Origin of the sequence: Paraburkholderia sp. (assembly GCF_035501035.1) — a bacterium.
GTDB lineage: Bacteria > Pseudomonadota > Gammaproteobacteria > Burkholderiales > Burkholderiaceae > Paraburkholderia.
In genome coordinates this window covers 1-4,848 of record NZ_DATJWR010000295.1, presented here as the reverse complement: position 1 = coordinate 4,848, position 4,848 = coordinate 1, and the positions used below count along the sequence as shown (strand labels likewise).

Sequence of the window (4,848 nt, the reverse complement as noted above, 5' to 3'; positions counted from 1 at the left end):
TTGAGTTTGGCATCGCTATCGGTCGCCGGTTTGGCGCTCGGTGGCTGCGCGTTTGCGCCGTCGATCCCGCTGTTCGGCGCCGCCTTTCCCGACTGGCTGTTTTGCGTGGTGGGCGGAGTCGCGGCAACAGTCGGCGTCCATCTGATGCTGAACCGGCGCGGCTTGCGCTCGGCGCTCTCACCGCACGCGATCAGCTATCCGGCGCTCAGCGCCGTGTTTGCGATGGCCGCGTGGCTGCTATTTTTTTCCCGCTAATGACGCGTACCGCATATGAATGACACCGCTCGCGCATCGCGGCGCACAAAGAGACTTCCGGCTGGGGCGATTGTCCTGCTCGCCGTCGTATTGCTTTGCGTCGTTCTGTGGCGGCTCGATCACGCGCCCAGCACCGATGACGCTTATGTGTACGCCGATACGATCAACGTCGTGCCGGAAGTCAGCGGCCGCATCGTCGAGCTGCCGGTTCGGGACAATCAGGCAGTCAGGAAGGGCGATCTGCTGCTGCGGATCGATCCGCGTCCTTACCAGGCCGCACTGGATCAGGCGCAAGCCCGTCTCGACGCGCTCAACAAGCAGATCGTGTTGACCCAGCGCTCGGTGAACGCGCAGCAATACAACGCCGATTCGGTGAAGGCGGCGGTCGAGCGGGCCCGTGCGGTCGCCAGTCAGGCCACCGACACGCTGCGCCGGACTGAGCCGTTGCTCGGGCAAGGCTACGTTTCGGCTGAAGAAGTCGATCGTGCACGCACCGCACAGCGCTCTGCGCAGGCAGAACTCAATGCGGCGATGCTGCAGGCGCAGCAGGCCGGGGCGGCCGTCAGCGGCGTGGATGCGCTCGTCGCCCAGCGCGCCGAAGTCGAGGCGCAGATCGCGATTGCGCAACTGAATCTTGAATTCACTGAGGTGCGGGCGCCGTTCGACGGTCGGGTTGTCTCGCTGCACACGACGGTGGGCCAGTTCGCGTCGGCGTTGAAGCCCGTCTTTACGCTGATCGATAGCGGTCATTGGTACGTCGTGGCCAACTTCCGCGAAACGGAATTGAAGAACGTGCGCGCAGGGACACCGGCTACGGTGTATCTGATGAGCGACACCGGCAGGCGCTTTACCGGCGCCGTCGATTCGGTCGGCTACGGCGTGTTGCCCGATGACGGCGGCGTGGTGCTCGAAGGACTTCCGCGTGTCCAGCGCAGCATCAACTGGGTCCACGTGTCGCAACGCTTCCCCGTCAAGATCGCGGTCAACAATCCCGATCCCGGGTTGTTCCGCATCGGCACGTCGGCGGTCGCAACGCTCGAGCGCGGCAACGAGGCAGCACCGGCACGATGAAGGCACTCATGGACGCGACCGACTCTCTCCCGGGCGGCTTCCTGCGATTTGCCCGCTTCCTCGGCGACGAGATCCGTTCTTACCCGGGACGGGCAAACGTCATGCTCCGCTGCGTACTGGCGAGCGCGATCGTGATTACTGCCTCGATGACATTGCAGGTGCCGTTTCTGGCGCTGTCGCTGGTCGTCGTGTTCTTTGTGACGCAATCGAACGTCGTAATGACGCGGCTTGTCGGCGTGGTGTTCATGTTGGGTTCGACGCTGGCCGTGGGCAGCGCGATTCTGGTGCTCAAGTTCACGTATGACTATCCACTGTTAAGAATCCTGTTATCGGCCGGGCTGTTTTTCTTCAGTGTCTACATGATGCGCGTGGCGAAGATCGGCGCTGCGTTTTTCCTTGTCGGTATCGTCGTCATTTACGTACAGTCGTTTGTCGACATGACCGACCAGGCCGAAGCCCTCGTTCGCATTGCGCTGTGGGTATGGGTTGCGGTCAATTACGCCATTGCGGTCACGCTGGTGATCAACACGTTGTGCCTGCCCGCGGAACCGGCGCAGCAACTCGAAAGCGCGATGCTAGGGCAACTGGCATCAGTGGACGCGCGTCTGGTCAGCCTTGAGCGTGGCGCACCGGGCGCGCACGGTCCCAATGCGAGCGACGTTCAGACCGGCTTGCTGACGCTGCAAAAGCTGCTGCGTTTTTCGACGATGCGCGACCCCGGATACCGGCGGCGCCAGGCGTTCCATCTGGCGCGAGTCGCCACCGTGTCGCGCCTGTACACTGCAGTCGCGCATTTGCCAGACACCGCTGCGGCGATTCCGGCTGGCATCGCACCGGCGTTGCGCGACGCGTGCAAGCGCCTCGGCGAGGCGATCCGGACGGGGGAGCAGTTCACCCTGCCCGATACGCTAATGAACCTGCCCGACGAGGGCATGCCGGGCGCGTTGCGCGACATGCGAAACGCGCTGCAGGCCTTCGCCGACCGGTCAGCGGCGCCGGACTCCACCGAGTCGGAACGCGAAAAGGAGCGCCTGCTCGTGCCCGACGCCTTCTCGAATCCGGTCTACGGGCACTTTGCATTGAAGACGCTGTTTGCGGCGATGCTCGGTTACCTCTTTTACCTGGCGACCGACTGGCAGGGTATTCATACGATCATGCTGACCTCGCTGATCGTTGCGCAACCAAGCCTCGGCGCGACAGGCCGACGGTCCATTTTACGCATCGTCGGTGCAGCGGTCGGCAGCATCATTGCGCTGGCGATGGTGGTCTGGGTGGTGCCGCGCATCGATGGAATCGTAGGGCTGCTGATGATGTCGCTGCCGGTGCTCGCGCTTGCCGCATGGTTGACTGCGGGTTCGGAGCGGATCAGCTATGCGGGCACGCAGCTCATGTTTACGTTCGCACTGGCTTTGCTCGAGCAGTTCGGCCCGACGTCCAACCTCACCGAGATCCGCGACCGGATGATCGGTATCCTGCTCGGTGTAGCCATCTCGGCCGTCGTGCATGCATCGCTGTGGCCCGAGGCGGAGGGCGAGGCGCTCCGTCAACGGGTCGCACGGCTGTTGCGCAGGCTTGCCGTGCAACTGCGGGAGCCGGGCGACGAAAAAGCAATACCGGCGGCGCTGTGGGCCGAACTGGGAGATTGTGAGGCAATGGCCGCCCGCGTTGCGCTGGAACCCGGCTGGCAACTGAGCGAAGGGCAGCAGGAGGGATTCCAGATCCACGTCCAGACGATGCTCGCGCAGACACGCGAGATCCTGCTGGCAGCCGATGCATTCGGCGCGGAACGACGGGCGCAACCGGCTCTCGAGCTTAGAGCCCATCTTGCTGCGACGACATTGGCGGAGGCGGCCAGCGTATCGCTGGAAGGCTACGCGCACGAACTGACGGAGCGCCCGGAGGCCGTGCGCGCACCCGCTCCCGCTTCCGTAGACGTGCTGGCGACACGCTGGGGCGTGGAGCACGCGGAGCTGCGTCCCGAAGCGGCGCGACGCGCCTATGAGCGGTTGATGATGCGCGCGAGGAATTTGCTCGACCAGGTATCGACGTTACCAGGCTGGAGCGTCGCTTCGGCCGATACCATCCTTATCACCCGAGCATCGCAAGCATGACCGCCTCTTCAGATCCGCTTTGGTGCCGCTGGCTGCGCCATGGTGTGACCGCCGCCTTGGTGTGCGCACTGTCGGCGTGCGCGTTGATCCGGCACGACGACAAGCCATTTACCACGATTGCGCCCGAACAGATCCGGATTGCCGACGACATCCAGTTCAAGAGCAGCGACTGGCCGGTCCAGCAATGGTGGAGCGCATATGGCGATCCGCAACTCGATTCGCTCATCGCTCGTGCGCTTGCCACATCACCGACGATCGTGACGGCGCGCACGCGTGTCGCCCAGGCGAAGTCGGACATCGACCTGGTGCGCGCCGGCACCAACCTTCAGGTGACGGCGCTCGCTGCAGCGGACCGCGAGCGCGTGTCGTCCCATGGCTTCCTGGGCGCCTATTCGACCAACCAGCCGGAGATCGGTGCCACCGGACCGTGGTACACGGAGGGCATTGTCGGGCTTGGCGCCAGCCTTGACATCGACATCTGGGGCAAGCAGCGCGCCCAGGTCGAGGCTGCGATCGGCGTGCAGAACGCGCGGCGGGCGGAGCTGTCCGCGATCGGGCTCGAACTGTCCACGGATGTCGCCCAGCTCTATTACGGCATCCAGACCACTTACCAGTTGATTGACCTTCTCGAACAGATGCATGAGGTTGCTGCGTTCTCAGTGGATGCGCATGCCGCCCGCGCGGCGCGCGGCCTTGAGCCGATGACGCAGACCGAGCTTGCGCGGGCGCAGTTGCTGGCGACGGACAGGCAGATCGTCGCGGCGCGCGGCCAGGTGAAGCAGCTACGCGAATCGCTGCGCGCGCTGCTCGGTGCCGGTCCCGACGATCTCGCCGACATCAGGCCGGTCCCGTTGCCGCTGCCTCAGGCCACGTTGCCGCCCACGCTGTCATACGAACTGCTCGCGCGCCGCCCGGATCTTCAGGCGATGCGGTGGTACGTGCAGTCATCGTTCGACCGGATCGATGCCGCCAAAGCCGCGTTTTACCCGAGCTTCGATATCAAGGCGTTCTTCGGCGTGAACGCACTGCACCTTGGCGACCTGTTCACGCATGCCAGCCAGCAGATCAACGTGATCCCCGGTCTGTATCTGCCGATCTTCGACGGCGGCCGGCTCAATGCGAACCTCGGAAATGCCCGGACCGGGAGCAACATGCTGATCACGCAATATAACCAGGCCGTACTGAACGCAGTGCGCGATGTGGCGGTGACAGGAAGCCGGCTTCAGGATCTCGACGACGAAGCGAAGCTGCAGGCGCAGAAAATCGATGCCGTGTCGTTTGCTCAGGCAAGTGCGCAAGCTCACTTTGAGCGGGGCGTCGCAAGCCGGCTGACGGCGATGGATGCACGTCAGACCGTGTTGCTCGAACGCATCTCATTGCTGGAAGTCGACGGGCAACGCCTGAGTCAGGA

4 protein-coding genes are annotated in these 4,848 nt (G+C 64.1%); all 4 read left to right on the top strand.

The window, feature by feature from the left end:
* Positions 1 to 255: YtcA family lipoprotein (locus VMJ11_RS21880; protein WP_325621693.1), on the top strand; the 255-nt coding region annotated here is incomplete at its 5' end.
* Between the two features lie 15 nt (positions 256 to 270).
* Complete coding sequence (gene mdtN, locus VMJ11_RS21875) at positions 271 to 1,326, top strand: multidrug transporter subunit MdtN (protein ID WP_325621691.1); 1,056 nt, start codon at positions 271 to 273, stop codon at positions 1,324 to 1,326.
* Positions 1,323 to 3,437: an FUSC family protein gene (locus VMJ11_RS21870; RefSeq protein ID WP_325621689.1), complete on the top strand. Its 2,115-nt coding sequence runs from the start codon at positions 1,323 to 1,325 to the stop codon at positions 3,435 to 3,437. Before mdtN ends, VMJ11_RS21870 begins: the two co-directional genes overlap by 4 nt.
* Positions 3,434 to 4,848, top strand: a 1,415-nt coding sequence (locus VMJ11_RS21865; RefSeq protein WP_325621687.1) for an MdtP family multidrug efflux transporter outer membrane subunit, incomplete at its 3' end; no start/stop codon positions are given. The genes VMJ11_RS21870 and VMJ11_RS21865, both read left to right, overlap by 4 nt.

Coding starts and splice junctions, on each gene's coding strand:
- mdtN (WP_325621691.1), top strand. CDS start 271: ATGAATGACACCGCTCGCGCATCGCGGCGCACAAAGAGACTTCCGGCT.
- VMJ11_RS21870 (WP_325621689.1), top strand. CDS start 1,323: ATGAAGGCACTCATGGACGCGACCGACTCTCTCCCGGGCGGCTTCCTG.